General features: G+C 66.9%; 27 protein-coding genes. 11 read left to right on the top strand and 16 right to left on the bottom strand.

Features of this window, described 5'->3' with window-relative positions; genetic code table 11:
- Nucleotides 1–9: 9 nt before the first annotated feature.
- Nucleotides 10–813: an SDR family NAD(P)-dependent oxidoreductase gene (locus tag ACSQ9E_RS11855; protein ID WP_436217878.1), complete on the top strand. Its 804-nt coding sequence runs from the start codon at nucleotides 10–12 to the stop codon at nucleotides 811–813.
- Between the two features lie 125 nt (nucleotides 814–938).
- Here ACSQ9E_RS11855 and ACSQ9E_RS11850 read toward each other — a convergent pair whose 3' ends face one another.
- From ACSQ9E_RS11850 to ACSQ9E_RS11835, 4 genes are read right to left on the bottom strand one after another with little or no spacing between them, the layout of a single operon-like run.
- Nucleotides 939–2360: an MATE family efflux transporter gene (locus ACSQ9E_RS11850; protein WP_436217877.1), complete on the bottom strand. Its 1422-nt coding sequence runs from the start codon at nucleotides 2358–2360 to the stop codon at nucleotides 939–941.
- Nucleotides 2357–2833 (bottom strand): MaoC family dehydratase, encoded by a 477-nt coding sequence (locus ACSQ9E_RS11845; RefSeq protein WP_436217876.1) that lies wholly within the window; start codon nucleotides 2831–2833, stop codon nucleotides 2357–2359. Before ACSQ9E_RS11845 ends, ACSQ9E_RS11850 begins: the two co-directional genes overlap by 4 nt.
- Nucleotides 2834–2877: 44 nt before the next feature.
- Nucleotides 2878–4146, bottom strand: coding sequence for an MFS transporter (locus ACSQ9E_RS11840; protein ID WP_436178443.1), 1269 nt, complete (start codon nucleotides 4144–4146; stop codon nucleotides 2878–2880).
- Nucleotides 4136–4615 carry a MarR family winged helix-turn-helix transcriptional regulator gene (locus ACSQ9E_RS11835; protein ID WP_057202993.1) on the bottom strand — a complete coding sequence of 160 codons (480 nt, stop codon included), beginning with the start codon at nucleotides 4613–4615 and terminating at the stop codon, nucleotides 4136–4138. Before ACSQ9E_RS11835 ends, ACSQ9E_RS11840 begins: the two co-directional genes overlap by 11 nt.
- Nucleotides 4616–4672: 57 nt before the next feature.
- Here ACSQ9E_RS11835 and ACSQ9E_RS11830 point away from each other — a divergent pair, with 57 nt between their 5' ends.
- The 3 genes from ACSQ9E_RS11830 to ACSQ9E_RS11820 all read left to right on the top strand — a co-directional run bounded on the left by ACSQ9E_RS11830 (nucleotide 4673) and on the right by ACSQ9E_RS11820 (nucleotide 7402).
- Nucleotides 4673–5224 (top strand): PaaI family thioesterase, encoded by a 552-nt coding sequence (locus tag ACSQ9E_RS11830; RefSeq protein WP_436178444.1) that lies wholly within the window; start codon nucleotides 4673–4675, stop codon nucleotides 5222–5224.
- Nucleotides 5221–5634, top strand: a complete 414-nt coding sequence (gloA, locus tag ACSQ9E_RS11825) for a lactoylglutathione lyase (protein ID WP_057267558.1) — start codon at nucleotides 5221–5223, stop codon at nucleotides 5632–5634. The genes ACSQ9E_RS11830 and gloA overlap by 4 nt, the downstream gene beginning before the upstream one ends.
- 355 nt (nucleotides 5635–5989) lie before the next feature.
- Nucleotides 5990–7402 carry a hypothetical protein gene (locus ACSQ9E_RS11820; RefSeq protein WP_436178466.1) on the top strand — a complete coding sequence of 471 codons (1413 nt, stop codon included), beginning with the start codon at nucleotides 5990–5992 and terminating at the stop codon, nucleotides 7400–7402.
- 99 nt (nucleotides 7403–7501) lie between these two features.
- Here ACSQ9E_RS11820 and ACSQ9E_RS11815 read toward each other — a convergent pair whose 3' ends face one another.
- A complete protein-coding gene (locus ACSQ9E_RS11815) occupies nucleotides 7502–8062 on the bottom strand; it encodes an OmpA family protein (RefSeq protein WP_436217875.1) in 561 nt (186 codons plus the stop codon).
- An 89-nt stretch (nucleotides 8063–8151) separates the two neighbouring features.
- Between ACSQ9E_RS11815 and ACSQ9E_RS11810 the strand changes: the two genes are divergently transcribed.
- Nucleotides 8152–8748: a gamma-glutamylcyclotransferase gene (locus ACSQ9E_RS11810; RefSeq protein WP_057202997.1), complete on the top strand. Its 597-nt coding sequence runs from the start codon at nucleotides 8152–8154 to the stop codon at nucleotides 8746–8748.
- A gap of 106 nt (nucleotides 8749–8854) precedes the next feature.
- Entirely contained in the window at nucleotides 8855–9379 is a 525-nt protein-coding gene (locus ACSQ9E_RS11805) for a superoxide dismutase family protein (RefSeq protein WP_057267561.1), read from the top strand.
- Here the strand turns inward: ACSQ9E_RS11805 and ACSQ9E_RS11800 are convergent.
- The 4 genes from ACSQ9E_RS11800 to ACSQ9E_RS11785 all read right to left on the bottom strand — a co-directional run bounded on the left by ACSQ9E_RS11800 (nucleotide 9366) and on the right by ACSQ9E_RS11785 (nucleotide 13432).
- The gene (locus tag ACSQ9E_RS11800) at nucleotides 9366–9941 is read right to left on the bottom strand and encodes a nucleotidyltransferase family protein (protein WP_057267562.1); all 576 of its coding nucleotides are present in this window, start codon (nucleotides 9939–9941) and stop codon (nucleotides 9366–9368) included. The two genes, ACSQ9E_RS11805 and ACSQ9E_RS11800, sit on opposite strands and share 14 nt — an antisense overlap.
- Nucleotides 9941–12208, bottom strand: a complete 2268-nt coding sequence (locus ACSQ9E_RS11795) for a molybdopterin cofactor-binding domain-containing protein (protein ID WP_436217874.1) — start codon at nucleotides 12206–12208, stop codon at nucleotides 9941–9943. The genes ACSQ9E_RS11800 and ACSQ9E_RS11795 overlap by 1 nt, the downstream gene beginning before the upstream one ends.
- A gap of 14 nt (nucleotides 12209–12222) precedes the next feature.
- Nucleotides 12223–12684: a (2Fe-2S)-binding protein gene (locus ACSQ9E_RS11790; RefSeq protein WP_057203001.1), complete on the bottom strand. Its 462-nt coding sequence runs from the start codon at nucleotides 12682–12684 to the stop codon at nucleotides 12223–12225.
- Nucleotides 12685–12859: 175 nt separating this feature from the next.
- Entirely contained in the window at nucleotides 12860–13432 is a 573-nt protein-coding gene (locus tag ACSQ9E_RS11785; protein ID WP_057267564.1) for a TetR/AcrR family transcriptional regulator, read from the bottom strand.
- An 82-nt stretch (nucleotides 13433–13514) separates the two neighbouring features.
- Here ACSQ9E_RS11785 and pdxH point away from each other — a divergent pair, with 82 nt between their 5' ends.
- Entirely contained in the window at nucleotides 13515–14153 is a 639-nt protein-coding gene (gene pdxH / locus ACSQ9E_RS11780) for a pyridoxamine 5'-phosphate oxidase (protein ID WP_436217873.1), read from the top strand.
- On the opposite strand, the gene ACSQ9E_RS11775 is transcribed toward pdxH, so the two are convergent.
- Together ACSQ9E_RS11775 and ACSQ9E_RS11770 are read right to left on the bottom strand one after the other, a co-directional pair.
- Nucleotides 14150–15103 carry an AEC family transporter gene (locus tag ACSQ9E_RS11775; protein ID WP_436217872.1) on the bottom strand — a complete coding sequence of 318 codons (954 nt, stop codon included), beginning with the start codon at nucleotides 15101–15103 and terminating at the stop codon, nucleotides 14150–14152. The two genes, pdxH and ACSQ9E_RS11775, sit on opposite strands and share 4 nt — an antisense overlap.
- Nucleotides 15104–15196: 93 nt before the next feature.
- On the bottom strand, nucleotides 15197–16492 hold the full coding sequence (locus ACSQ9E_RS11770; protein ID WP_436217871.1) for an aspartate carbamoyltransferase: 1296 nt from the start codon (nucleotides 16490–16492) through the stop codon (nucleotides 15197–15199).
- A 199-nt stretch (nucleotides 16493–16691) separates the two neighbouring features.
- Between ACSQ9E_RS11770 and ACSQ9E_RS11765 the strand changes: the two genes are divergently transcribed.
- The 3 genes from ACSQ9E_RS11765 to ACSQ9E_RS11755 are packed head-to-tail and all read left to right on the top strand — an operon-like array spanning nucleotide 16692 to nucleotide 21130.
- A complete protein-coding gene (locus ACSQ9E_RS11765; protein WP_436217870.1) occupies nucleotides 16692–18701 on the top strand; it encodes a TonB-dependent receptor plug domain-containing protein in 2010 nt (669 codons plus the stop codon).
- Nucleotides 18702–18704: 3 nt separating this feature from the next.
- A complete protein-coding gene (locus ACSQ9E_RS11760) occupies nucleotides 18705–19247 on the top strand; it encodes a YfiR family protein (RefSeq protein WP_428000671.1) in 543 nt (180 codons plus the stop codon).
- The gene (locus tag ACSQ9E_RS11755; RefSeq protein ID WP_436217869.1) at nucleotides 19244–21130 is read left to right on the top strand and encodes a putative bifunctional diguanylate cyclase/phosphodiesterase; all 1887 of its coding nucleotides are present in this window, start codon (nucleotides 19244–19246) and stop codon (nucleotides 21128–21130) included. The genes ACSQ9E_RS11760 and ACSQ9E_RS11755 overlap by 4 nt, the downstream gene beginning before the upstream one ends.
- Nucleotides 21131–21167: 37 nt before the next feature.
- Here ACSQ9E_RS11755 and ACSQ9E_RS11750 read toward each other — a convergent pair whose 3' ends face one another.
- Both ACSQ9E_RS11750 and ACSQ9E_RS11745 read right to left on the bottom strand, forming a co-directional pair.
- Complete coding sequence (locus ACSQ9E_RS11750) at nucleotides 21168–22091, bottom strand: NADP-dependent oxidoreductase (RefSeq protein WP_436178473.1); 924 nt, start codon at nucleotides 22089–22091, stop codon at nucleotides 21168–21170.
- Nucleotides 22088–22564 (bottom strand): ester cyclase, encoded by a 477-nt coding sequence (locus ACSQ9E_RS11745; protein ID WP_057267569.1) that lies wholly within the window; start codon nucleotides 22562–22564, stop codon nucleotides 22088–22090. The genes ACSQ9E_RS11750 and ACSQ9E_RS11745 overlap by 4 nt, the downstream gene beginning before the upstream one ends.
- Nucleotides 22565–22666: 102 nt before the next feature.
- Here ACSQ9E_RS11745 and ACSQ9E_RS11740 point away from each other — a divergent pair, with 102 nt between their 5' ends.
- Nucleotides 22667–23578 (top strand): LysR family transcriptional regulator, encoded by a 912-nt coding sequence (locus ACSQ9E_RS11740; protein ID WP_436217868.1) that lies wholly within the window; start codon nucleotides 22667–22669, stop codon nucleotides 23576–23578.
- A 26-nt stretch (nucleotides 23579–23604) separates the two neighbouring features.
- Here the strand turns inward: ACSQ9E_RS11740 and map are convergent, their stop codons facing one another.
- The 3 genes from map to ACSQ9E_RS11725 form a co-directional block, all read right to left on the bottom strand.
- A complete protein-coding gene (gene map, locus ACSQ9E_RS11735; RefSeq protein ID WP_057267571.1) occupies nucleotides 23605–24408 on the bottom strand; it encodes a type I methionyl aminopeptidase in 804 nt (267 codons plus the stop codon).
- The gene (locus ACSQ9E_RS11730) at nucleotides 24408–24677 is read right to left on the bottom strand and encodes a ParD-like family protein (protein ID WP_057203009.1); all 270 of its coding nucleotides are present in this window, start codon (nucleotides 24675–24677) and stop codon (nucleotides 24408–24410) included. The genes map and ACSQ9E_RS11730 overlap by 1 nt, the downstream gene beginning before the upstream one ends.
- Before the next feature lie 75 nt (nucleotides 24678–24752).
- Nucleotides 24753–26870, bottom strand: a complete 2118-nt coding sequence (locus tag ACSQ9E_RS11725; protein WP_436217867.1) for a TonB-dependent receptor domain-containing protein — start codon at nucleotides 26868–26870, stop codon at nucleotides 24753–24755.
- Between the last annotated feature and the right edge of the window lie 111 nt (nucleotides 26871–26981).

Below are 26981 nucleotides of genomic sequence, written 5' to 3'. Positions count from 1 at the left end.
ATCCCGGGCATGACATTGCCTACTGCGCCCTCCCCCATCGCCTCTTCCACCATCCACTTCGGCCACCAGGGCCGCGTCTGCATCGTCACCGGGGGCGCGCAAGGCATCGGCGAGGCCTGCGTGCGGCGCTTTGCCCGCGAAGGTGCACACACGGTGATTGCCGACGTCGACGATGCCCGGGGCACGGCCCTGGCGCAGGAGCTCGGTGCGCTCTACGTGCGCTGCGACGTGGGCGACAAGGCCCAGGTGGACGCCCTCGTGGCGCGCACGCTGCAGGCGCATGGCAGGGTGGACGTGCTGGTCAACAACGCCGGCATCTTCCGCGCGGCGGATTTCCTCGAAGTGACCGAAGAAGACTTCGATGCTGTGCTGCGCGTCAACCTCAAGGGCTCGTTCCTGGTGGGCCAGGCCGTGGCGCGGGCCATGGTGGCTTCGGGCGGCGGCTCCATCGTCAACATGAGCTCGGTCAACGGCGTGCTCACCATCCCCAGCATCTCCAGCTACAACGTGAGCAAGGGCGGCATCAACCAGCTCACGCGCGTGATGGCCCTGGCCCTGGCCGACAAGAACGTGCGCGTGAACGCCGTTGCGCCAGGCACCATCGCCACCGAGCTGGCCGCCAAGGCCGTGCTCACCAGCGACGAGGCCAAGGCCAAGATCATGTCGCGCACGCCGATGAAGCGCCTGGGTGATCCGGCCGAAATCGCCGACGTGGTGGCCTGGCTGGCCAGCGATGCGGCAAGCTACGTCACGGGCGAGATCGTCACCGTGGACGGCGGCCGCATGACGCTCAACTACACCGTGCCTGTATAAGAAGCCCCCCTGAGTCGCTTCGCGCCTTCCCGCCAGGGGGACGCTCCCAGCGCGGCGGGGCGGCCCTTGCGCGGGAGCACTGGCACAGGCCACGCCAGTCGCGCCAGCAGTGGGCAAACTCCAGGCTACGGTTGGGGGACCCGCCGAAGGAGTCCCGCCGGGCTGCTCGGCCAGCCCACACGGCCGAACCAGGCGCCGCCGGCAATCGCCCAGCCGATCACGATGCCGTAGACCACCAGGGCCACACCCTGGGCGGCAAACACGCCGGCCAGGCCGCCGTCCCATCGCAGCGCCAGCCAGCCGCCCACCACGGCGATCACCAGCCGGGCCAGGTTGCCGGCCACCGGCCAGAACAGGCGCCCGGCCCCCTGCGAGGCGAAGTACAGCACCAAGCCCAGGCCGAAAAAGCCATACACCGGGCCCACCGTGCGCAGGTACTGGCTGCCTGCGGCGATCATGGCCGGGTCGCTGGCGAACAGCGACAGCCAGGTGGCGGGAAAAAACGCGGCCCACAGGCCGATGGCCTCGGTCATGCCGAACGCCATGGCGGCGCCGATCCAGGTGGCGCGCAGGGCGCGCTCGCGCTGGCCCGCGCCGATGCAGGTGCCCACCATGGCCACCAGCGGCGCACCAAAGCCGAACACCAGAGGCACCATCAGGTATTCGAGCCGCGATGCCGTGCCGTAGCCGGCAATGGCCGCTGTGCCGAAGCCGCCCACCAGCGCCGTGGTGACGCCGATGGCCACATTGGTCGCCACGGTGGAGACCGCCCCCACCAGGCCCACGCGCAGAATGTCCACGAACAGCGCCCAGCGCAGTTGCAGCCCCTTGAACGCGGGCCGCAGCAGGCTGCGCGGCGACCACAGGTACCAGGCCAGCACGGCACTGCCCAGCACGTAATAGGCCATGAGGGCGATGGCACCGCCCGCAATGCCCAGGCCCGGCAACGGGCCCCAGCCAAAGATCAGCAGCGGCGACAGGGGGATGAGCACCAGCGCGCCCCACACCGTGACATAGGCCGGCACGGCCATGTTGCCCGTGCCGCGGATGATGGCCGCCAGGGTGTTGAACACCCAGACGCAGACCGCGCCGGCAAACACCCAGTTCGAATAGATGAGCGCCGCCTCCAGCGCGCCCCCGGCCCCGCCCATGCGGGTGTAGAGCCAGCGCCCGCCCCCCACCACGGCCAGGGTGAACACGAGCGAAAACACCAGCCCGATGACCAGCGCATGCAGCACCAGCGCGTCCGCGTCCTCGCGCCGGCGCGCCCCCAGGGCCCGCGCGATGGCCGCCGCCACGCCGCCGCCAATGGCGCCAGCCGACATCATCTGCATCAGCATCACCACCGGGAACACCAGCGCCATGCCAGCCAGCGCATCGGTGCCGAGCTTGCCGACGAAATAGGTCTCGATCAGGCCCACGCCGGCCTGGGCCAGCATCACCAGCACATTTGGGGCAGCCATGCGCAGCAAGGTGGAGGCGATGGGCGCCTCCAGCAGCATGCGGGTGCGCGGGTTCATCGCGTCTGCGGAGGCGGCGGCGCTCATGGCGCAGCCCCGGACTTGCGCGGCACGACGATGCGCACGGTCGAGACCTGCAGCACGTCACCATGCTGGTTCAGGGTCTCACTGCGCACGGTCACCATGCCCCGGTCGGGCTTGGACCTGGAGGGGTTGGTCTCCATCACCTCGCTCACCACATGCAGTACGTCGGTGGGGCGCGTGGGCCGGGGCCAGGCCACGTCGCCGCTGGCGCCGATGATGCCGCCGGCCACCGGCAGGCCCGTGGTCACCTGCAGGCGCATGGTGATGGCCGCGGTGTGCCAGCCGCTGGCGGCCAGGCCGCCGAACAGCGTGCCTTTTGCGGCGGCGTCGTCCAGATGGAAGGGCTGCGGGTCGAACTGCCTTGCAAAGCTGACGATCTGCTCGGCGTCCATCGCGTGCTCGCCGCCGGTGAAGCGCCGGCCCACGGTCATGTCTTCGAGGTACAGGGGCTGCGTTGCAGCAATGGTATCGGTCATGGTCAACAGGCTCTTTGGAAACGGGATCGGGGTATCTGTATCTATCAGGCGGCGGCGGGGACCAGGCGCTTGAGCGGCGCCTCGCGGATCGGCAGGTTCACCAGCGCTGCACCCAGGGCCAGCGCGATGTCGATGTACCAGACCCAGTCGTAGCTGCCTGTGGCCTGGAACACGCTGCCGCCCAGGTAGGCGCCGAAGAAGCCACCGATCTGGTGCGACAGCATCACCACGCCGAACAGCATGGCCATGTTGGCCGTGCCGAACATCTTGGCCACCAGCCCGGCCGTGGGCGGCACGGTGGACAAAAAGGTCACGCCCATCACTGCGGCAAAGATCAGCATCACGGCCGTGGTCTTGGGCGCGAACAGAAAGACCAGCACCGCCAGGCCGCGCGTGGCGTACAGCAGCGACAGCAGCGACTTCATGCGCCAGCGGCCCACGGCCCAGCCCATGGCCAGGCTGCCGATGATGTTGAACAGGCCGATCATCGCCAGCGACCAGCCGCCCACCTCGGGTGGCAGACCGCAGGCGGCCACCACACCGGGCAGATGCGTTGCCAGAAAGGCCACGTGAAACCCGCACACCAGGAAGCCCGCCGACAGGTACAGGTAGCTGCGCGTGCCCAGCGCCTGGGCAATGGCTTCGCGCGCCGTCAGCGCCTTCACGCCCGATGCCGCTGCGGCCTGCGCCGCCAGTGCCTTCGAGTTGCCCTTGAGCACGAAGACCGCCGGCAGCGCCAGCAGTACCAGCACGCCCAGCCACTGCATGGCACTGGCCCAGCCCACCGCAGCCGTGAGGCCGATGGCAATGGGCGCCATGGCGAACTGGCCGAACGAGCCGCCCGCATTCACGATGCCGGTGGCCAGCCCGCGCTTGGCCGGCGGCACCAGCCGGGTGCTGGCGGCCATCAGCACCGAGGGGCCTGCCATGCCGGCACCGCCCGCCGCCAGCACGCCAATGGCAAAGATCAGCCCGGCCGTCGTCGTCATCAGCGGGGTGATGAAGGTGCCCAGGGCCACCAGCACCACCCCCAGAAAGATCACACGCCCGGTGCCGATGCGGTCGGCCACCGCGCCCGCAAACGGCTGCGTGAGGCCCCACCACAACTGGCCGAAGGCAAACGCCAGGCTGATGCTGCCCACGCCCAGGCCCGTGGACGTGTTCAAGGACGACAGGAACAAACCCATGGTCTGGCGCGTACCCATGGTGAGGGCAAACGCGCCTGCAGCGGCCAGCAGCACCAGCCAGATGGCGATGGGTGGGACGGCAGGCTTTGGGGAAGCTGGCGCGGAAAAGGTCTGTTCATTCGCCATGGTCGAGCTCCGAGATGGGGGACAGCAGTTCAAGGCACTCATCGGCCAGGGTGTGCAGCGCCATCACACGTTCCACGCCCAACAGGTCGTTGAGCGACAACTGCGCCACCTTCCAGCAGTGCTGGGCTTCTGCGCGCTTGTCGCGGCCCGCGTCGGTGATGTGCACCAGGCGGCTGCGGCCATCGGCGCCGGCCTGCAGGGTCACCCAGCCGGCATCCACCAGCGGGCGCAGGTTGCGCGTGAGCGTGGAGGCGTCCATCTTCATCTCCGCCGCCAAGTCACCCGGCCGGATGGGGCCAAGCTTGAGCACATGCGACAGCAGCGAATACTGCGTGGTCTTGAGGCCGCACTTGGCCATCTCGGCGTCGTAGTGCTGCCCGACCCGGCGCAGCAACTGGCGCAGCTTGAAGTTGGTACAGCCCTGCGGACGCGCCGCAGCGGGTGAAGGAAGGGTGATTTCGGCTTGCATGGATTCGATTGTATCTGCAATAATTGCATATGCAATACTTCAACTGAACGAAGACCCATGACACAACACAACCAACTCGAACAATGGCTTGCCGTGGAGCAAGAGGTGATGGCCCGCATGGATGGCGGCGTGGGCCCCGGCGTATCTCGGCCCGACCAGGTGGCGGGCCTCGACGGCCTGCAGATGATGCAGGCCATGCTGCGCGGCGAGCTGCCCTACCCTCCCATCGCCCGCACCCTGGACTTTCGCCTGGTGGAGGTCAGCGAGGGCGTGGCCATCTTCCAGGGCACCCCCGGCGTGGAGCACCTGAACCCCATGGGCACCGTGCACGGCGGCTGGTTCGCCACCCTGCTCGACTCGGCCCTGGGCTGCGCCGTACACACCCGCATGCTGCCCGGGCGCGGCTACACCACGGCCGAGCTGGGCGTGAACCTGGTCAAGGCCATCACCCCCAAGGTGCAGCGCGTGCGCGCCGAAGGCCGCGTGATCCACTGCGGGCGCCAGCTGGCCACGGCCGAGGCACGCCTGGTGGGCCCCGACGGCACCCTGTACGCCCACGCCACCACCACCTGCCTGGTTTTCGATCTACCGGCACAATCGAGGGCATGAGATTCCTCCACACGATGCTCCGCGTTGGCAACCTTCAACGCTCGATTGATTTCTACACCCAGGTGCTGGGCATGCAGCTGCTGCGCCAGTCCGAAAACCCCGAGTACAAGTACTCGCTGGCCTTCCTCGGCTTCGACGGCGGCAACCCCGGCCAGGCCGAGATCGAGCTGACCTACAACTGGGGCACCGAGAGCTACGACCTCGGTACGGCCTATGGCCATATCGCGCTGGGCGTGCCGGATGCGTATGCGGCCTGCGACAAGATCAAGGCGGCGGGCGGCAATGTGACGCGCGAGGCGGGGCCGGTCAAAGGCGGTAGCACGGTGATCGCGTTTGTGACGGATCCTGATGGGTACAAGATTGAGCTGATTGAGCGCAAGAACGATACGGGTGGCACGGGATTGCGCTGAGTGCCTGCCCCCCACGAAAGTTGCCCGGCGATGCCGGGCATTTGCGTTCATGCCTCTGCACGCCGGAACGCATTTCCAACCTCTACGCGGCACGATTCGGCAAAGTCGATGCGGCACTCGCCCACGGCGAAAATCTGTATGCGATTTTGTTACATATAGGCATATGCACCGGCCACTGGACAATTTGTCCAGCCGTGAACCTATGCTTTGCATACCATGGGGCTAGGCTGCTGGTGGACAGCACCTTCTTACCCCGCGCGAAATCTCACAGGCCTGCGACCACACTGGGGTGAAGAACGCTACGCACCGGGTTACGTAGACAGCACAGCCACCGAACCCATTTCAAAGTTAAACCATGATCTACCCAACCCTCAATTTCGCAAACGGCGTCTTTTCCAGTAACAAGGCGCTCTATTTTCGATCCGGGTTGGTCAACAAGGTAGAGAACGGCGCCCTGAGCATCGGCCACTCTACCGACAGAGTGGTAGACCCTTGGGTAGCTGCCGACGGCGCCGTTTTGAAACAGGCTCACAACGGCAAGGACGGTATCGGATTCAATTTCGAGGTCTCGCACAACCATGAAGCGAACCATTTCACCGACTGCTCTCTGATCAGCTTCGCGGAGGGATGGCTTCTTCTCGAAGAGAACGAAACAGGCAAATTCATCGCGTACAACTACCTGGAAAAGCGTTACCTGGAATTCAACAATGCCAGAGTGCGGAGTTTGAATCACGCTGGCGGTTTCTTCTTTGAAGAAGGCCGACATGGATGGTCGGTATACGACCACCAAGGCATTAAAGTATGCGAGTGCAATGCTGTCAGCGACGGCAACCGTCCGAAAAATGCGCTCAGCTTGTTCAAAATCGGCGAAACCATCCATCTCAGCGTGGGCGGTGAAAATGGCACAGCATTCCTCGTGCCTTTTTCTCTGAGCCGGGGCGAGCTGGGGCCTCGTGTAGAGCGACCCAGCGGATATATCGTTTCCATTGTTCAAACCCTCGATGGGGTTTTCTTCGCAGACAAATCAGGCATTTTCAAAGCCGCTTCGGATGATCTGTCAATTGCAGAGAAAATTGCCGTTTTCGACCCAGACAAGTTCAAGGGCACACTGCTGTTCTGGCACAACGACCAAGCGCTGTATGCAGCGTCTTGCGGCGCCAATTTTCTCAACAGCTATCTGCCCGATGGCACCGTGGTCAGCTCGGTAAGCCTGCCCTCCCAATGGAAATTCTGGCTGGGCAACCCTGTACACCTCCAGGTGGTAGGCGGCCGAAGCCTGGTTTTCTTGAGTCCCGACGATTACCACCAATGGGGATGTGGGGCACTGTTGTCCATACCCGCCGGTACATCTTTCGGCCAAGAGATTTTCGCGGAAGAGAGTTTGCAGACCTTGAACATCAGCCAGACCATGGCAGTCGATGGTTCCCACGGATACCGCTTGAAGATCGGCTCCGTTGATGCAGAGGTGGCCACCCGGCACGCCGCCCACCACCTGGCGAGCCTGGTGAACAAGGTGGCCCCGGGTCTCATGAACAGCGGCTTCACCCAGGACAAGAGCTTCAATGGAACCTTGGAAATCGAACTGATCACGCCACAGCCCATCGACGGCGGGCATTTGCACATGGACTACCTCAAGGAATTGTTCCGCCAGATGCAAACCAGTCCGCAGAGTTACAAGGCGGGCAACCGCAAGGGCCCGCTGCGCCTGAGCGTTTTTTGGCATGCCGCTACCGGCGGGTCTGAGGAGCTGGTCTTTTCAAGCACCTGAGCGTTCCAGCCCGGGCTGGCATAGCGCAACATCATCGCCGATGGCGTGTGGCACGCAGACATGGAGCCTCGCGCCGGAACACAGGGCTTGTCCGAGTGATCAGATCGCAGCCAGCACCACTTCCACCCGCCGCGCCTCCGCATTGCTGCCACCCGCAGTAGTTTCCTCAGGCTTCTTCAGCTCGATCTTGTCTTCGGCCACGCCCAGGCCCTTGAGCGCGTCGCGCACCGCGTAGGCGCGCTGCTTGGCCAACTCGGCATTGGCGGCGGCGTCGCCCGTGGCGTCGTGGAAGCCAGAAACCACAGCCTTCTTGCCTTCGGCCACGCCTTTCACCACGTCAGCCAGGGCTTCGTTGGCGCCAGCGGCCAGCTCGGCCTTGGCGCTGGCGAAGTAGAACTTCACCACGCCGTTGTCCACGCGCACGCTGGCGGCGTCTGCTGCAGCAGCCGTAGCAGGGGCAGCCATGTCAGCGGCCGGGGCGGCTGGCGCGTTGTTTGCAAGGGCGGTGGTGGGCGCAGGCGCTGCCTTGCTGGCAGACGCGGCGCCCAGGCGCTTGACCACCACGGTGCCGACCGCGGTGGAGATGACCAGAGCGATCAGGATGAACAAAAAACCGAGTGCAAAACGTTCTTGGCTGTCGTTGTCGGAACTACCGGACATGGGGTCTCCCTGTATGTATATCTATCTATATGCGTGATGGATGTTTCGGGTGCCAGACTCGGGCACCTTCTTCATTGTAGAGTGATGGCATGACGAGTCTTCCCGCACCGCTGCGCGATCCCGCTCCCATGCTGGAGCGGGCCCTGCACGAGTGGGGTGGCCACAAGGACCTGTGGGTGTTCGGCTACGGCTCCCTGATCTGGCGCCCCGATTTCGACTTTTCCGAGCGCCGTGCTGCGCGCGTGCATGGCTGGCACCGCGCGCTCAAGATGTGGAGCCGCATCAACCGCGGCACGCCCGAGTGCCCGGGCCTGGTGTTCGGCATGCTCTCTGGCGGCAGTTGCCGGGGCATGGTGTTCCGGGTGGACAAGGCGCACGCCCGCCAGGTGCTGATCAACCTGTGGCAGCGCGAGATGATGACCGGCGTGTATGACCCGCGCTGGCTCACCTGCCATACGCCCCATGGCAGCGTGCAGGCGCTGGCCTTCACCCTGTCGCGCAAAAGCCCCAACCACACGGGCGAGTTGCCCGACCAGGAATACTGCCGCATCTTTGAGCAGGCCTGTGGCAAGTTCGGCACCACGCGCGATTACGCCCAGGCCACCTACGACGAGTTGCGCCGCATGGGCATCCACGACCGCTCGCTGGGAAGATTACTTTCGCTTACCGACAAAAAGCAGGCATAGTGGCGCACTTGGAAGGTGCGAATCGTTCGCAGCCTTCACCACGTTCACCACGCCCAACGCGCCAGGGCGGTGCGTCTTTTTTTCTTGTCTTCTGGAGTCCATTGCCATGAACAGTCTTCGCATTGCATCGCTTGCCCTCGCTGTCGCATCCCTGGCGGGTTGCGCCGCCTTTTCGTCCTCGGGCCCCAGCGCCACCGGCAAGCTCGAAGCCACGCGTGGCAACACCACCACCGGTATGGTGACCTTCACTCAGACGGGCGAAACGGTCAAGGTAATGGGCGAGGTGCGTGGCCTCAAGCCGAATGCCGAGCATGGCTTCCACATCCATGAAAAAGGCGACTGCTCCAGTGGCGACGGCATGAGCGCCGGCGGCCACTTCAACCCCGGTGGCAAGCCGCACGGCAACCACGGCGGCGCCGAGCACCACACGGGCGACCTGCCCAGCCTGAAGGCCGACGCCGGTGGCGTGGCCAAGATCAGCTTCGAGTCGCGATCCATCCGCGTGGGCAGCACCGCCAACGACATCGTCGGCAAGGGCCTGATCGTGCACCGCGATCCCGACGACTACACCACCCAGCCCACGGGCAATGCCGGCCCGCGCCTGGCGTGCGCGGTGATCACGGCGAAGTAAGTCTGCCCGCCAGGATCTGCTCGGCGCGGGCCAGATCCTGCACGGTGTCCACATCGGTCACCGTGCCTTCATCATGCACCTCCACCAGGCGCAACCTGCCCTGCTGCGCCTGCTCGCGCACCACGCTGGCGGCGCCCTGCTCGCCCGCCAGGGCCAGCAGGCCAGGCAGGCACAGCGCTGAAAAAGCCACCGGGTGGCCGCGCTCGCCACGGTGCACCGGCACGGCCACCGCGCACCCGTACAGCGCACCCACCATGCCGCGCAGGGTTTCTGGCCGCACCAGGGGCAGATCCGCCGGCAGCACCAGCCAGCCGGGTGCAGTGGCCGTGGCCCGCACCGCCGCCGCAATCGAATCCCCCATGCCCGGGTGGCCGGCGTCTTCCAGGTGCCAGGGCAAGCCGCTCTCGCGCACGGCGGCCAGCGTGTGCTCCAGCACGGGCACGCCACGCAGCAATGCGCTCAGCTTGTGCACGGACCCACCCGATGCGGCAAAGCGCTCGCCCCGGCCCGAGGCCAGGACCAGCACCACGGGGGACGGCAGCGGGTCCGGAACAACAACCATCACGCCAGCTTGAAGGGCAGCTCGCGCGGGGTCTTGCCGGTGATCTGGGCAATGGCGTTGGCAAACGCCGGTGCCAGAGGGGGCAGGCCGGGCTCGCCCATGCCCTTGGGTGGGTCGGCACTGGGCACGATGTGCACCGCCACCTGGGGCATGTCGGTGATGCGCGGCACCGCGAAGTCGCCGAAATTGCTTTGCTCGACCACGCCGTCCTTGAGGGTGATGGCGCCACCGGGCAGGCACATCGACAGGCCCATCAGCGCCCCGCCCTGCACCTGGGCCTCCACGCTCTTGGGGTTGACCACCAGGTTGCAGTGCACCCCGGCGGTGATGCGGTGCAGCTTGGGCGTGCCGTCCTTCACCGAGGCCTCGACCACATAGGCCACCACGGATTCGAACGACTCGTGCACCGCCACGCCCCAGGCGCGGCCCGCAGGCAGCTTCTTCTTGCCGTAGCCCGACTGGGCCACGGCCAGTTGCAGCGCCGCCTTGTGGCGCGGGTGCTTGTCGCCCATCAGGCGCATGCGGTAGGCCACGGGGTCTTGCTTGGTGGTGCGGGCGACCTCGTCGATCAGCGTCTCCATGGCATAGGCGGTGTGGGTGGAGCCCACGCTGCGCCACCACAGCACGGGCACATTGACCTGCGGGTGGTGAACCGAAAGCTTCATGGGCACATCATAGGGCTCCTTCATGCCTTCGATGGCGGTGGCGTCGATGCCGTTCTTGACCATGAAGGCCTCGAACGGCGTGCCCTTGACGATGGACTGGCCCACGATGACATGGTCCCAGGCGAGGATGTTGCCCTGGGCGTCAAAGCCGATCTCGGCGCGGTGCACGTGCATGGGGCGGTAGTAGCCGCCCTTGATGTCGTCCTCGCGGCTCCAGAGCGTGCGCACCGCCGCCGTGAGGCCCGCGCTCAGCGCGGCCTTGGCCACGCCGCAGGCCTCCACCACATAGTCGCTGGTGGGAATGGCGCGGCGGCCAAAGCCGCCCCCGGCCATCTGCGTGTGGACCTTGATGTTCTGCGGTTGCAGGCCCAGCACCCTGGCGGCGGCCAGCGCATCCGTGCCCGGCATCTGCGTGCCCATCCACAGCTCGGCCTTGTCGCCGCTCAGCAGCACGGTGCAGTTCAGCGGCTCCATGGGCGCATGCGCCAGGTAGGGGAAGACGTACTCGGCGCTGATCTTGTGCGCCGCGCCGGCCAGCGGGGCCGTGTCGGCCTGCATGGCGACCAGGCCGGGCTTGGCCGCAAGCTCGCGGTAGCTGGCCAGCAGCGCGGTGGTGTCGGGCTTTTCCACGGCGCTGGTGTCCCATTCCACCTTGAGCGCATCGCGGCCCTGCTTGGCCGCCCAGTAGCCATCGGCGATCACCGCCACACCCTCGCCGCCCCGGTCGGTGGGCACGCGCAGCACGGCCTTCACCCCCTTGACGGCCTTGGCGGCCGAGTCGTCCAGCGACTTGAGCTTGGCCGCAAACACCGGCGGGCGCGCCACCACGGCGGTCAGCATGCCGGGCAGGCGCACGTCGATGCCGTAGTCCTGCAGCCCGCTGGACTTGGCCTTGGCGTCGAGCCGCCCCGTGGGTTGGCCAATCAGGCGGAACTGCCTGGGGTCCTTCAGGGTGACCTTCTCGGGCACGGGCAGCTTCATGGCGGCTTCGGCCAGCTCGCCATAGCCGAGCTTCTTGCCGCCGGGGCCCACGACAAAGCCGTTCTGCGTGCGCAGGGCCGAGGCGTCCACGCCCCACTGCGCTGCAGCAGCCGACACCAGCATGGCGCGGGTGCGGGCACCGAGTTCGCGGTACTGGGTGTAGGAGTTCTTGATGGAGTTGGAGCCGCCCGTGAGGTGCATGCCGTAGGCAGGGTCGGCATAGGCCGGGTTGGCGTCGCCGTGCGTGCTGCGCACCTTGGACCAGTCGGCGTCGAGCTCCTCGGCCAGGATCATGGGCAGGCCGGTCTGCACGCCCTGGCCGAAGTCCAGCCGGTTGATGGTGACGGTGACCGTGCCATCGGGCTCGATGCGCACGAAGGCCGAGGGCTGCTCGAAGGGCTTGAGGCCGGCGGCCGGCGCGGCGGCGCCCTGCGCCACAGCCGCCAGTGGGAACGCGCCCAGCGCAAAGCCGGAGGCCGCCGTCACCTTGAGGAAGGTGCGGCGCGCCAGGCCTTCTGAAAAACCGGGGCCGGTGGATTCATCGGCGCTCTGCGCCTTCTCCATCAGGGCCAGAAGGTGCTTGGGCATGTGGGCCTGTACGGCCACGGGGTCAAAATGCATGGTGTGGTTCTCCTTCAGGCCAGGGTGCGGGCGGCATCGTGGATGGCCGCGCGGATGCGCACGTAGGTACCACAGCGGCAGACGTTGCCGGCCATGGCGGTGTCGATGTCGGCGTCGCTCGGCTTCTTCTTGCCCTTGAGCAAGGCCGTGGCGCTCATGATCTGGCCGCTCTGGCAGTAGCCGCATTGCGCCACGTCGTGCTTGACCCAGGCGGCATGCACGGCCTTGCCCACCTTGTCGCTGGACGCGATGGCCTCGATGGTGGTGATCTTCTGGCCCGCCGCCGCCGAGATGGGCGTGATGCACGAGCGGATCGGCGCCCCGTTCAGGTGCACGGTGCAGGCGCCGCACAGCGCAGCGCCGCAGCCGAACTTGGTGCCGGTCATGCCCAGCGTGTCGCGCAGGGCCCAGAGGATGGGGGTGGATTCATCGGCATCCACAGCCGTTTCTTTGCCATTGATGTTGAGGGTGGGCATCGTGGGTTCTCCGTGGGGGATATTTTTGAGGGAAAGCAGGTAGAACGGTAAGGCTGTGATATGTCAGGCCGACAGGTCAGCGGCGCCATCGCCGTCGGTCAGGGCGCAGCAGGTGCAGGTGAAATCGCGGCATTTTTAAGAGAATATTTATTCGATTAAAGCGCAAATCGGCGGCTTATGCTTTGAGCGCATCCCAGCACAGGCTGAAGGCGGTCTGGTGCAGGGCCTCGTCGTCGGGCAGGACACCGGTGCGTATCAGGCCGGCGGTTTCGCGCACCGAGCCGATCAGGCTGGCCGTGAGCAGCGGCACCGGCACGGCCTTGAGGATCTCCTGCTGCTGGCCCTCCTGCATCAGCGCGAAAAAGCCGGCCATGAGGCGGGTGGAGAACTCGCGGTTGCCCTCGGTGAACCAGGGCGAGTTGTAGTACTGCTCCTGGAACACCACTTCGGCATGCTGGTCCAGCCGGTGGCGCAGCAGGTTGCCCCAGATGCGGCGCACCCGGGCGCGGTACGGCAGGCCGGGCACCACGCCCTCCATGATGCGCGCGGCGGTGACGGTCTTGGCGTCCTGGTAGAGCTGGCTGATGAGCTCGTCCTTGGACGGGTAGTAGACGTACAGCGTGCTCGTGGCAATGCCCGCCGCCCGCGCGATCTGCGCCATGGTGAGTCCGCTCAGGCCCGTCTGACCGACCAGGTCGAAGGTGGCCTGCGCAATGGCGCGCTGCTTTTCATCGTCTTTGGGTTTCATCGCCTCGCCAATATAAGCGAATTTTTATTCGCCAACAACCAGCACCGCGCGGCCCGTCTGGTGGGGATGCACAATCGTGGCCATGACCACCTCCATCGCCGATCTGCGCAAGAGCTACGAGCGCGCCGAACTCAACGAAGACGCCTCGCATGCTGCACCCCTGCAGCAGTTTGATCAATGGCTCAAGGAAGCCATTTCCGCGCAGGTACCCGAGCCCAATGCCATGACCCTGGCCACCGTGGGCGGCGACCTGCGCCCCAGCACGCGCATCGTGCTCATCAAGGGATTCGACGAGCGCGGCATCGTCTGGTTCACCAACTACGACAGCCGCAAGGGCCGCCAGATCGCGGGCAACCCATTTGCGGCGCTGCAGTTCCACTGGGTGGAGCTCGAGCGCGTGGTGCGCATCGAGGGCGTGGTGGAAAAGATCAGCGACGAGGAAAGCGACGCTTACTTCGCCAGCCGCCCGCTCGACTCGCGCATCGGCGCCTGGGCCAGCCCGCAAAGCCAGGTGATCCCGGGCCGCAGCGTGCTGGTGGCCAACGCCGCCAAGTATGGCGCGCAGTTCCTGCTCAAGCCCCCGCGCCCGCCGCACTGGGGCGGCTACCGCCTCAAGCCCGAGCAATGGGAGTTCTGGCAGGGCCGCAAGAGCCGCCTGCACGACCGACTGCGCTACCGGCTTGACGGCGCCGAATGGGTGCGCGAACGGCTTGCGCCCTAAATCAGAAAACGGGTCACCAAAATGATCACCACCGGCATGGTGATCAGTGCCAGCGCGGTTGATACGGCCACGCTGGCCGTCACCTCGTCCTGCGCCACCTCGTAGCGCTGCGAGAACAGGAACACGTTGGCCCCCACCGGCAGCGAGGCGGCCACGATCATCACGGCCAGCGGCATGCCTTTGAGGCCCATGGCCCAGCCCACTGCGGCCATGGCCACCGGGTGCACCAGGCACTTGACCAGCGCGATGCGCATGGCCGCGCGGAAATGCGTGCCCACCGTGGTGAAGGCCAGCGTCACCCCCACCAGCAGCAGTGCCAGCGGCCCCAGGGCCTGGCCCAGCAGTTCCAGCGGCTTGTCGATCACCAGCGGGATGGGCAGCCCCGTCTGTGCATACAGCAGGCCCACGATGATGGGCATGGGGATGGGGTGAATGATGCCGTTGCGCACCGCCATCAGCACCGTGCGCAGCATGGAGCGGCCTTCATGCCCTGGCGTACCCGCGCGCTCGCGCGCCGCGGCCAGCTCGAACACCACGGTGGCCGCCGTGAGCAAGATCAGCGCGTGCAGCGAGATCAGGGTGAACAGCGTGACCAGGCCCGCCTCGCCAAACACCAGGCCCACCAGCGGCACGCCGATCATCACCGTGTTGCTGAACATGTTGGCCAGCGCCCGGGCCGCCGCCAGACTGGTGAAGCCCAGCAGCGCCATGGTGCCCCCGAACACCAGGCCCGCCGCCGCGAAGTAGGCAGCGATGGGCGCAAAGTCCACATCGCCCAGGTGCACCGAACTCATGGTTCTGAATAGCAGCGCTGGGGTGAGCACCATGAACACCAGGTTAGAGAGGTCCTTGACCGACCCCGCCCTTATCCAGCCCTGCTGGCCCGACAGGAAACCGATGGCGATGAACAGGACGACGGGGATCAGGGAGGCAAAGACGGGGGAATTCACGGGGCAGCGGGCGCGGAGGCCAGAAGGAATTGCAGGCGAGAATTGGAAGACAGAGTTTATGGCCTGTGCGCCTGGTACAAAGGGCTGCGCAGCTCAATCCAGGCCGTCGAACACGGCGTCATCGGGCCCCACGTGCGAGGGCGAGCGCCAGCCGGCATCGCGCATGGAGCGCGCCACCTGGTTCTCCACCCCCATCAGCACCGCGAACAAGGCCATGCGGATGGGGATGCCGTTGTCCGTCTGGCGGAAGATGGCCAGGCGCGGGTCGTGGTTGAGGTCGGTGGAGAGGTCGTTGGCCCCAGGGCGGCCGTCGCGCGGCAGCGGGTGCATGAGGATGGTGTCGGGCTTGCACAGCGCGTCCACCAACGCCTTGCGCACCTGGAATTCGGGCGTGTAGCCCTCGATGGCTTCGCCCACGAAGCGCTCCTTCTGGATGCGCGTGGCATAGACCACGTCGGCACCGCGCAGCCCCTCCTCCAGCGAGGCCGTCTGCTCGATCACATGGCCGTTGCGCGCCACCAGCTCCAGCAGGTAGGCCGGCATCTCCAGCGAGGGCGGAGCCACCAGGCTGAACTTGAGCCCCTTGTACAGCGCCAGCAGGCGGATCAGCGAGTGCACCGTGCGGCCATATTTGAGGTCGCCGACCAGGGCTACGTTCGTGCCGTCGACCAGCTTGCCCAGGCGCGAGAACTCGCGCTGGATGGTGTACAGGTCCAGGATGGCCTGGCTCGGGTGCTCGCCCGGGCCGTCGCCCGCGTTGATCACCGGGATGTTGGTGGCGCGCGCGAACTCGGCCACCGCCCCCTGCTCGGGGTGGCGCACCACCAGCGCATCCACATAGCCGGCCATTACCCGGCTGGTGTCGTAGATCGACTCGCCCTTGGCCATGGACGAGAAGGTGAATCCCGTCGTGTCGCACACCGTGCCGCCCAGACGGCAGAACGCCGCGCCAAAGCTCACCCGGGTGCGCGTGCTGGCCTCGAAGAACAGGCTGCCCAGCACAGCCCCTTCGAGCACCCGTGAGACCTTCTGGCGCCGGGCGATGGGCTGCATCAGATCGGCGACCTGGAACAGTTCTTCCAGGCTGCCGCGGTCGAACTGGGCCACCGAGAGCAGGTGCGGCCGGCCTTCGGCCGCGATGCGCTGGGCCAGCGGCTTGGCTGCGGGCGCCCTGCCCGGCCCGGCCCCGGTGTCTCGCGCCTCGTGCGTGAGGATTTCGGAGACGAACTTTTCCACCATCTCCGGCATGCTGCGCGCCTCGCCCGAGTCGGCCGGCAGCAGCCAGGTGTCGAGCGCCCGGCGGCGCACGCCCAGCCGGTCGGAAAACGCGTCGCGCGTCAGGTTGAGGCGGCGCATGGCGTCGCGCAGGAAGTCTTGTTGGCTGTTCATGGCCATGAATTATACGCAATGAGTTTTCAAACAAACGCATTGCGTATATTTTCATTGAAAGAGTTCACGGATCCGGTGATCTTGAACTAAGGTAAACACGGGCCTCAACGAGCACCAGAGGAGTAGCATGCAAGCAGTTGTTACCGCCATCTGAAGAGCTTGGTGGCAGTTGCACGACATGCCACTCGATAGGGATGCCATGACCAACACAGCCCCCCACGCAGGAAGCAGCCGCCTTGCCCTCGGGATCTGCATGGCCGCTTGCCTGGTACCCAGGGCGCACGCCCAGGCCGATGTCGCCCAGTTGCCGCTGGAGCAATTGATGCAGATGGAGGTACGCACCGCGAGCCGCTACCTGCAGAGCGCGCTGGAGGCCCCCGCCGCGGTCAGCGTGGTGACGGCCGAGGACATTCGCACCTTCGGGTACCGCAACCTGGCCGAGATTTTGGCCAGCATGCGCGGGCTGTATGTGTCCTACGACCGGTCCTACCACTACCTGGGCATGCGCGGCTTTTCCACGCCCGGGGACTACAACACCCGGGTGCTGCTGCTGGTCGACGGGGTCCGGTTCAATGACAACCTGTACGACCAGGCGCCGGTGGGCACGGATTTCCCCATCGACGTCGACCTGATCGAACGCGTCGAGTTCGTGCCCGGCCCCAGTGCGGCCGTGTATGGCGCGAATGCCTTTTTCGGCGTGCTCAACATCATCACGCGCGAGGGCCGGCAGTTCAAGGGCGCGCAGGTCAGCACCGAGCTGGGCAGCCACGGCCACGCCAAGCTGCGCTGGACGCTGGGCACGGTGGACGAACACGGTGGCGACTGGCTGCTGTCCGCATCGCGCTCCACCACCCGGGGCGATGACCTCTACTACCCCACCTACGATACGCCCCAGCAGAACCACGGGATCGCGCAAGGGCTGGACTACGACCGCAGCACCACCTTGTTTGCCAAGGTGCGGCGCGGGGGCGTGACACTCTCACTGTCGCATGGCGAACGCGTGAAGGGCCTGCCCACGGCCGCCTTCTCGCAGGTATTCAATGACCCGCGCTCGCGCGTGGCCGACTCCAGCACGCGCGTCTCTGCGGAGTACGCAGGCCTGTGGAGCCCGGCCCTGCATTTCACGGCGCGCATCCATGGCGGCCAGTACCGGTATGTGGGCGACTATGTCTACGACTACCCGCCCGTCACCGCCAACCGTGACCTTGGCCGTGGCCGGTGGGTGGGCTCGGAACTGCAATGGGTCAGCACGGCGCTGCAGCGGCACAAGATCTCCTGGGGCGTGGACTACCGGCGCGACCTGGACATCACCCAGCGCAACATGGACCTAGCGCCCGCAGCACAGTACCTGGACAAAAGCAGCAGCGGCGATGTCATGGGCATCTACCTGCAGGACGAGGTGGCGCTGCGGTCCGACCTCGTCCTGCACGCAGGGCTGCGCTGGGGCAAGCACTCGGACAGCAAGGGCAGCCTGCACCCGCGCCTGGGCCTGGTGTACCTGGTGGGGCCCGCCACGGCCCTCAAGCTGCTGTATGGCACGGCCTACCGGCCGCCCAACGCCTATGAGCGCGACTACCGCGTGGAAACCCCCGGCGGGGTGGTGGGCACGGCCAGCCTGCGCTCGGAGCGGGTGCGCACCACGGAGCTGGTGCTGGAGCACGCCCCTTCGGGTGCCACGCGGGCACTGGTCACGGTGTTCAAGTCGCGCGTGTCGCACCTGCTGGCCATCGGCGATGCGCTGCAGGCCGACCGGCTCATGTTCAGCGACGCCCACAGTGCCGGCGTGTACGGGATGGAGGCAGAAATCGAGAGGCGCCTGGGGCCCGATACCCGGTTTCGCGTGGCCTACAGCTGGCAGCAGGCGCGCGATGCCGTCACCCGCGAAACACTGGCCAATTCGCCCCGGCACCTGCTGAAGGCGCACTGGTCCAGCGCCATCGGCGGCGCCGACGCTGCCCCCTGGGCCCGAGGGCGCTACGGGGTGGAGGCCATCGCCATCGGCGCGCGCAGCACGCTGGCATCGCGCCTGCCCGCCCATGCGGTGGCCAACCTGACCTACACCACGCGGCTGGCGGGCACCGACGTCGCCCTCGGGGTGTACAACCTGTTCGACAAGCGGTTTGCCGACCCGGCGTCTTTCGAGATCCGCGGGGACTCGATGGCGCAGGACGGCAGAACCTGGCGCCTCAAGCTCACCTACGCGTTCTAGGCCATGCTGCACGTGTACCGCCTGCACAAAGCCCTTTTGGCGGGCCTGTGCGTGCTCGCGTGCTGCCCCTGGGGCCGTGCACAGGAGAAGGTCGGCGAAAACGAGATGAAGGCGGCCTATGTCTTCAACTTCATCCAGTTCATCGAATGGCCCCAGGGGGATGGCCGCGCCGGCAGCGACTGGACCATCTGCGTGTCCCCCTTCAGCCCCCTGAAGCGCACCCTGCTGGCGCTGGAGGGGCGGCCCGCGCGCAAGGACAACCCCATCCGCATCCGGCTGTGGGAGGCCAACGAGCTCGACGACTGCCGCGTGCTGGTCCTCCATGGCGCGGACACGGACCGCGCCCTGCGTGCCTTGCGCGCTGCGCCGGGCAAAACCGCGGTGCTGACCATCGCCGACGAACCGGCCACCGCCCCGGCGGAGATCATGATCACCCTGCACCGGGAGGGCGACCGCATCGTCTTCGACATCAATGCCGAGGCGATCGGCAAGGCAGGCCTCTCGGTCAGCTCACGCCTGCTGCGCCTGTCCAGGGGGGCCCGATGAATTTCGACAGCCCGGCCACCACCAACTCGGAGCAGCTGTCGTCGCGCGTGGTGGCGACCGGGCTGCTGGCCACCGGACTGGCCCTCTTGACCATGGTCCTGGCCCTCACGGCCTTCGACTACTGGAGCAGCCGCAAGGCCATGCTCGCAGACAGCCGGGTGGAAGCGGCCATCGTGGCCGACAACGTCTCCACGGCCGTGATGTTCCGCGATGCACACACCACCGAAGAGATGCTGGGCGCACTCAGGGCCTCGCCCATGGTGCTGATGGCCGGCATCTACGATGCGCAGGGCGTCCTCCTCGCCTCGTACCAGCGCGATGGCGACCAGGTGGCGCCCGGCACGCTGCCGGGTGGCGGCAACGGGGACTTCGAGTACCAGGGCCTGTACCTGCTGGAGATGGCCAAACCGGTGAAGTTCAGGGGCAAAAGCTCGGGCAGCATCTACCTGCGCAAGTCGATGGCCGAGGTCTACACCCACCTGGTCATCCGCTTCGGCGGCGCACTGCTGATCGCCGGGGGCACCATGGCGCTGGCCACCGCGCTGGTGCTGCGCAGCCGCGCGGCGGTCGGCGAGGCGGAGCGCCGCCTTCAGGTGCTGGCCCACCAGGATGCGGTGACGGGGGTCGGCAACCGGCACTTCTTCAACGAACGGCTGGCGCATGAAATCGCCCGGGCGTCGACCCTGGGGAGCAAGCTGGCACTGGTCTACATCGACCTGGACAATTTCAAGGCCTTGAACGACACCTTCGGCCATGCCGCCGGAGACGGCCTGCTGCGCCAGGTGGCGCAGCGCCTGCAGTCGGTGGTGCGGGCGGGGGACGACATCTGCCGCATGGGGGGCGACGAATTCTCGGTCATCCTGCGGCTGGACATGGACGAGGCAGCCCTTGGCAGCTACGCGGGCAGGATCGTCGCCGTGTTCGAGAAAGGCTTTGTCGAGTCGGACCAGGAGGTGATGGTGACCTGCAGCGCAGGCATCGCCACCTACCCGGGGGACGCGCCGGACCGGGACAGCCTCATCAGCAGCGCCGACACGGCAATGTACCGCGCCAAGGACCTCGGCAAGAACCGCTGCGAGCGCTTCGACGCGTCCATGAACCTTGCCGCCGTGCGCCGGCATGCCATCGAGAAAGCGCTGCGCCAGGTGCTGGAGGACGGGCAAGGCCTGGCCCTGCACTACCAGCCGGTGTTTTCGGCCGGGGACCAGAAGATGATCGGTGCCGAGGCGCTCTTGCGCTGGTCGCATGACAAGCTGGGAAACATCCCGCCGCTGGAGGCGGTGATGGTCGCGGAGGAATGCGGCCTGATCGTGCGCCTGGGCTACTGGGTGGTGCACACGGCATGCCGGGACGCTGCGCGATGGCAGGCACAGAGCCAGAACCCCTTGCGCGTGGCGGTCAACGTCTCGGCGCGGCAGCTTAACGACCCGCAGTTCCTGGAGCGCGTGATGGACATCCTGCGCGAGGAAGGCCTGCCGGCCCACCTGCTGGAGATCGAGCTGACCGAGACCGTGCTCATGGAGAACATGGACGCCTGCGCCAGCACGCTGCATCGCCTGAGCCAGCTGGGCGTGCACCTGGCCATCGACGATTTCGGCACCGGCTACTCGTCGCTGGCCTACCTGCGGCGCCTGCCGATGAAGCGGCTCAAGATCGACCGCAGCTTCATCCGCGACCTGCCCGAGCAGGAGCACAGCCGGATGATCGTCAAGGCCATCATCGCCCTCTCGCACGGCCTGGGCCTGGCCGTCACTGCCGAAGGCGTGGAGACCCAGGCGCAGATCGACTACCTGGTGGGCGCCGGGTGCGATGTGCTGCAGGGGTTTGCATTTGCGCGGCCCATGCCGGTGGAGCAGTTCGAGGCGATGCAGGGCAAGCGGTAGACAAGGGCGCGGCAATGCCCTGCCCTTGCCTCGTCCTTCAATGGGACGTCCGCACGATCACCTTGCCTCGTGCGTGACCGGTCGCCACTTTGTCGATGGCGGCATGCGCGCCATCCAGGGAATGGACCGTGTCCAGCACCACCTGCAACCGTCCAGCGCCAAAGCGCTCGACGATGCGGTCCAGCACCGATGCATCGTGCTTGAAGAAGGCGAACGCACCGCGCACCGCACCCTGATCTGCGATGGCATGGTCCACCAGCGACACCAGGGCACCTCCAGGGCGGATGAGAGGCCAGGAGCGCTCGGTGGCAAGGCCGCCTACTGTGTCGATTACCAGGTCCAGCCCATGCGCCTGCGCAGCGAAGTCGCCCGCCTGGTAGTCAATCACCTCATGCGCGCCCAGCCCGGACACCAGCTCCTGGTTGCGGGCCGATGCCGTGGCGACCACATAGGCCCTTGCCTGCCGCGCCAGTTGCACGGCGAAGCTGCCCACACCCCCTGCTGCGGCATGCACCAGCACGCGCTGCCCGGCCTGCAGCCGGCCCACGCCAAACAGCGCCAGCCACGCGGTGCCCGCCGCGGTGGGCAAGGCTGCCGCCTGCTCCCAGGCCATGCTGGCGGGCAGCAGGCAGAGCGCCTGCTCCGGCACCAGCGCGGCCTGCGCCAGGGCGCCACCCTTAGTGGGGTCCAGTCGGCCCACCACCCGGTCCCCGAGGCGGAACCTGCTGGCCAGCGGGCCGACTGCCTCCACCACGCCCGCGAAATCGGTGCCCAGGGTGTAAGGCAGCGCCACCGGAAACACGGATTGCATATGGCCGGCCAGGATCTTGAGGTCCAGCGGGTTGATGCTGGCGGCCTCAACCCGCACGGCGACCTGGGCGTCGACCGGTGAACGTAGCGCGGCCTCTTCCAGCACGGCCTGGTCCTGCCCGCCGAAGCCGTGGATGCGCAGGGCTTTCATGCGGCCTCCTTGACGGAGGGCTGGGCCCCTTCGGACGGCGGCGGAAAGCTGCCCATCTGCAAGAAAGCCCCGAACCAGTCTTCCAGATGCCAGGTGCGGCTGATGCGGCTATCGCGCAGCTCATGGAATTCATGAATGGGAATGGTCAGCCGCTTGCCCGTGGCCGCAATGCCGAACAGCGCACCGCGGTGCGTGCCCGTGATCTCGGCCCGCACAGCCACACGGCCCGGGAGCTGCAGCAGATCATGGATGGTGATCTGCACGTCCGGCAGGGCTTCGATGAAGCCCGCGATGACTGGCTTGAGCCCGCCGGGTCCGGGGCCCTGGCCGGGGGCCAGGGGAATGTCGTCCCAGTCCGGCGTCACGGCCTGGTCCATGAGATCGGGGTTCTTGTCGCTGAAGGCACGGTACAGCGTCTCCACGGCAAGGCGCTCCTGGCGCAGCTGCTCGGCATGGGGGAGGGTTTCGGTCATCGGTCGTCCTTTGAAAAAGGGGTTGCACAAGGGATAACGCGATTCTGTGGACGCCCCTAAAATCCGTCCAACAAATGGACGATATAAATAAATATCTGATTTATGAATTTTTATGGCGTCGACCTGAACCTGCTGGCCGCGTTTGACGCGCTGATGGACGAGCGCAACGTGACCCGCGCCGCCGTGCGCGTGGGCGTGAGCCAGCCGGCCATGAGCGCCGCCCTCTCGCGCCTGCGCAACTTGTTCGCCGATCCGCTGTTCCTGCGCAGCGCCGACGGCCTGCTGCCCACCCAGCGTGCCCGGGACCTGGCCGAGCCTATTGCGCAGGCGCTGCGGCAGATCCAAGCGGCTGTGGTGCCCCGGCCGCAGTTCGACCCGGCCACCGCCTCCTTCACCTTCAACCTGGGCCTGTACGACTACCCCGCCATGGTGTTGCTTCCAGCCCTGGTAGAGGCCCTGCGCCTGCAGGCGCCCGGTGCGTCGTTGAACGTGCATGCCGTGCGCGGCCGCGACAGCGCGGTGGACCTGCTCGATGCAGGCAGCATCGATGCGGCCGTAGGCGTGCCCCCGACGCAGCATGACGGGCGCATCCTCACCCGCCCCATCCTGCAGGACGAGTTCGTGACCATCGTGCGGCGCGGCCATCCGCAGGCGTGCCATGGCATGGACCTGGAGACCTACCTGGCGTTGTCCCACGTGCTGGTGTCACCCGAGGGGGACCGCCATGGCCTGGTCGACCAGGCGCTGGCGCAGCTCGGCAGGCGCCGCCACCTCGCCGTCACCCTGCCGCAGCTGTTTGCGGTGCCAGCGATGGTGGCGCGCACGGACATGGCGGCCACACTGCTCAGACGCGTGGCGCTGCACTCGGCCGGACACCAGCAACTGGCGATATTTGCGCCGCCGGTGGCGCTGCAGCCCATCGCCTTCCACCTGGTCTGGCATCGGCGCGGCGATGCGCATCCCGCGCAGCAGTGGCTGCGGGAATTGATCGCCGGCCAGGCGCAGTCGCTCTGAGCGTGCCCGCCCGGCAGTTGCCCTTTTCAGGCAATCGCCGGATAGCTCCCCGTGCCTTCGGGCCAGGCCGTCAGCACCTCGAAACCATCGGCCGTCACGGCCACCATGTGCTCCCACTGGGCCGAGAGGGAGTGGTCGCGTGTGACCACGGTCCAGCCGTCGGGCAGCTCGCGGGTGTCGCGCTTGCCGACGTTGATCATGGGCTCGATGGTGAAGACCATGCCCTCTTCCAGCACGATGCCCTGGCCACGCTGGCCGTAGTGCAGCACCTGCAGGTCCTCATGGTAGATCTGCCCGATGCCATGGCCGCAGTAGTCGCGCACCACGCTGAAGCGTTCGCGCTCGGCCACGCTCTGGATCGCATGGCCCACGTCGCCCAGCGTGGCGCCAGGGCGTACCTGGCGGATGCCGGCGCACATGGCTTCGTAGGTGGTCTCCACCAGGCGCCGCGCCAGGCGGTTGGGCTCACCCACGTAGTACATGCGGCTGGTGTCGCCGAACCAGCCATCCTTGATGACGGCGACATCGATGTTGATGATGTCGCCCTTCTTGAGCACCTTGTCGGCCGCCGGCACGCCATGGCAGACGACATGGTTGACGGAGGTGCACACCGTCTTGGTGAAGCCGTGGTAGCCGATGTTGGCCGGTATGGCCTGCAGCTCGTGCACGATGAATTCGCGGCAGCGGTCGTCCAGCGCTTCGGTGGAGACACCGGGCTGCACGTACGGGCCTATCATCTGCAGCACCCGGGCCGCCAACTGGGCGGCAATGCGCGACTGGGCAATCTCGGCGGGCGTCTTGATGATCACCTGGGGGGGCCTGGCTCCCATCACTGCACCCGCCTTACCTGAACGCTGGGCTTGCTGCCGCCATCGGCAGACGGCAAGGCCTGGGCCAGCACGGCCAGATCGAACCCGCCGGACTGTTCGGCGCGGATCAGCATCTGGCAGATCTGGCTGTGGCTGAGCTCGGGGTGCAGCTCGGCGAGCATGCCCACGCGCATCCAGTGCTCGGCTTGTGAATTGATGGAACGAGACAGCGCATTGCTGGCAATGCGCAGGTTCTCATGCATTTGGTCTGAAATTTTAACGATACCCATGGGCTGAATTATACGAAACATATACGTTTCGTGTAAACCCTGAACGTTGGGCCGGCCCTGCGGCCGGCCCAGACATCAGAATGCGACCTTGACCCCCAGCGTCAGGTTGCGGCCCATCAGCGGTGCCGCGTTCTTGATGAACGAGGTGTGGGCATAGGCCAGGCGGTCCGCCAGGTTGTTGGCCTTGAGGTAGACCTGCCAGGGCGTCTCGCCGTTGACCTTGCCGCTGTAGCTCACGCCCAGGTTGAGCATGCCGTAGCCAGGCGTGGCCGATTCGAACTCGGCCACGCGGTTCTGGCGCGCCACCTGCACCCATTCGACCTGGCCGTCCCAGGCGTTCCAGTTCGCATCAAGCCGCACACCGGCACGGGTGGCGGGAATGCGCGGCAGCAAGCCGCCGCCGGCCAGCCGGGCACGCACGGTGTCGCCGAACAGCGTCACGCCCAGGTTGCGCGTGAGGCGCTGGCGCACCTGGCCTTCGATGCCGGTGAAGGTGGCGTCGGCCTGGGCGTACTGCAGCAGCTGCAGGCCGTCCACCTCGTCGAGCGTGCGGCCGTAGATGTAGTTGCTGATGCGGTTGCGGAACACGCTCACGCCGAAGGTGGTGTCGCCGCTGGTCTTGCGCAGGCTCAGGTCGATGTTCTGCGAGGTTTCGGAGCGCAGGTCGGCATTGCCGCGCTCGTAGGTGCTGGTGGCCATGTGCAGGCCGTTGGCGTACAGCTCTTCGGCCGACGGTGCGCGGCTGGCGCGGGTGAGCGACGTGCCCAGTTGGTAGCCGGGCGTGAACTGCCACACGGCGCCCAGCGATGCCGAGGTGCCGTTGTGGCTGCGCTCGATGCCCGAAGTCTCTGCCTCGGTCGTCTGGCGGTCATGGCGCAGCGCGCCTTCGAAGCGCCAGTCGCCCAGGCGGTATTCCTCGAGCACGAACAGGCCGGTCTTGCGCGTGGTGGTGGGCTGCACGTAGGCCTCCTCCCCCTCGGCGCTGAACTTGCGCTGCGATGTCTGCAGGCCGAACACACCCTTGAAGCCGGCAATCGGCTCGTGCTGCAGCTCAAGGCGGGTGTCGTAGGCCTTGTTCTTGAAGGTGGTGCTGATGGCACCGTCCTCCACCTCGTCGTGCACGTAGTCGGTCACGCCCGCGCGCAGGCGCAGGGCCGAGAAGCCGGCAAACGGGTTGCGCAGCTCGCCGCGCACGTCGAAGCGCTCGCTGCGCAGGTCCACCACCGGCACGTCGCCGGCCTCGGCGCCGTGGTCATGGCCTTCCTCTTCGCCGCCATGCTCGCCGCAGTGCAGGCTGTTGCCATGGGTGTGGCAACCCTCGAAGCTGTGGTTGTGGCCGGGCAGGCCGTAGCGTGCCGTCTGGCGCGTGTAGGCGGCGCCCAGGTAGCCTCGGTCGCCCACCCAGGACAGGCCCACGCTGCCCGTGTCGGTGCGGTTGAAGCTGCCCAGCACCTTCTTGGCCGGCTCGCCATTGGGCGCCCAGCCCTTGCCCACGCGGTAGTCGCCGGCATCGCGAGAAACGCCTTCCACGTGCACGGCCAGATTGCCGGCGCCGCCGGTCAGCGAGAAGGCCCCTGCCCCCTCGCGCGCACCGGTGTTGGCACGCAGCTCGGCGCTGCCTTCATAGCCCTTTTGCGGAATGGCGGTGGGGATCTTGCCATCGAGCACGTTGACCACGCCGCCCACGGCGCCATTGCCATACACCAGGGCCGAGGGGCCGCGCAGCACTTCGATCTGCGTGGCCAGCAAGGGCTCCGACACCACGGCGTGGTCGGGGCTGATGGTCGAGGCGTCGTGCAGCTCGGCGCCGTCGGACAGCACCTTGACGCGCGGGCCGTCCATGCCGCGGATGATGGGGCGGCTGGCGCCCGCGCCGAAGTGGCTGCTGGTGATGCCCGGCTCGCTGTTGAGGGTTTCGCCCAGCGTGGCCTCGCGGCGGCGCACGAGTTCGTCGCCTTCGAGCACGCTCACCGGCGTGGTCATTTCGCCGGCGCCCAGTTGCAGGCCGCTGGCAGACACCGTGACGGAAGGCAGGGTGGATGCGTTGGTTGCGGCGCCGGGCGCTGCGGGGGGAGCCGTCTGGGCGAAGCTGCCGCCCGACGAGATCGCCAGCATGGCGGCCAGGGCCACGGGATGCAAGGTGGGATGCAGGGCAGTACGGCGAGGGGTGGAGTGGCGTTGTGGTGTCGTCATGGTGTTCGTAGGCAAAGGCCAGGCGCAGGTGCGCGCATTCATGCTGCTAGGCAGGCATGGAGAAAAAAGGGGACGCACGGCTGAGCCGCCTGGATTCAAGGCAGCTGCCGC

Source organism: Acidovorax sp. LjRoot118, assembly GCF_964253575.1.
In the GTDB taxonomy this organism is placed as follows: domain Bacteria; phylum Pseudomonadota; class Gammaproteobacteria; order Burkholderiales; family Burkholderiaceae_C; genus Acidovorax.
Note: the sequence above shows the minus strand (reverse complement) of the source record. Positions and strands in the feature narration are given on the sequence as shown.